Source organism: Mesorhizobium sp. Arg314, from assembly GCF_053714275.1.
In genome coordinates this window covers 1-348 of sequence record NZ_JBSKBP010000293.1, presented here as the reverse complement: position 1 = coordinate 348, position 348 = coordinate 1, and the positions used below count along the sequence as shown (strand labels likewise).

Here is a 348-nt window from a genome sequence, read left to right as displayed (position 1 = left end):
TGGCAGGGCCTGTTCCAGCATGGCCGTCTTCAGGCTGGGCAGAGCGTGCTTGCGCATGGCGCGGCCGGCGCCGTCGGCTCGGTCGTGACGCAGCTTGCACGAGAGGCGGGAGCCTATGTCATCGGCACCGGCCGCGCCGCCGATCGCCAGAAGGCTCTCGACTTCGGTGCAGATGAATTCGTCGACCTCGGGAACGACAGCCTGGAAGACGTCGGCGGCGTCGATCTGGTGTTCGACGTCATCGGCGGCGATATCCAGAAGCGGTCCGCAGCGCTGATCCGGGCCGGAGGAACGCTTGTGACAGCCGTCGGACCGACGGATATTCGACCTGCAGATGGCCTGGCGGTC

The 348-nt window shown here is 67.0% G+C and carries 1 protein-coding gene; it reads left to right on the top strand.

From position 1 onward, the window contains the following. On the top strand, nt 1-348 hold a 348-nt coding region (locus ACWGS9_RS36140; protein ID WP_454509527.1), incomplete at both ends, for a zinc-binding dehydrogenase.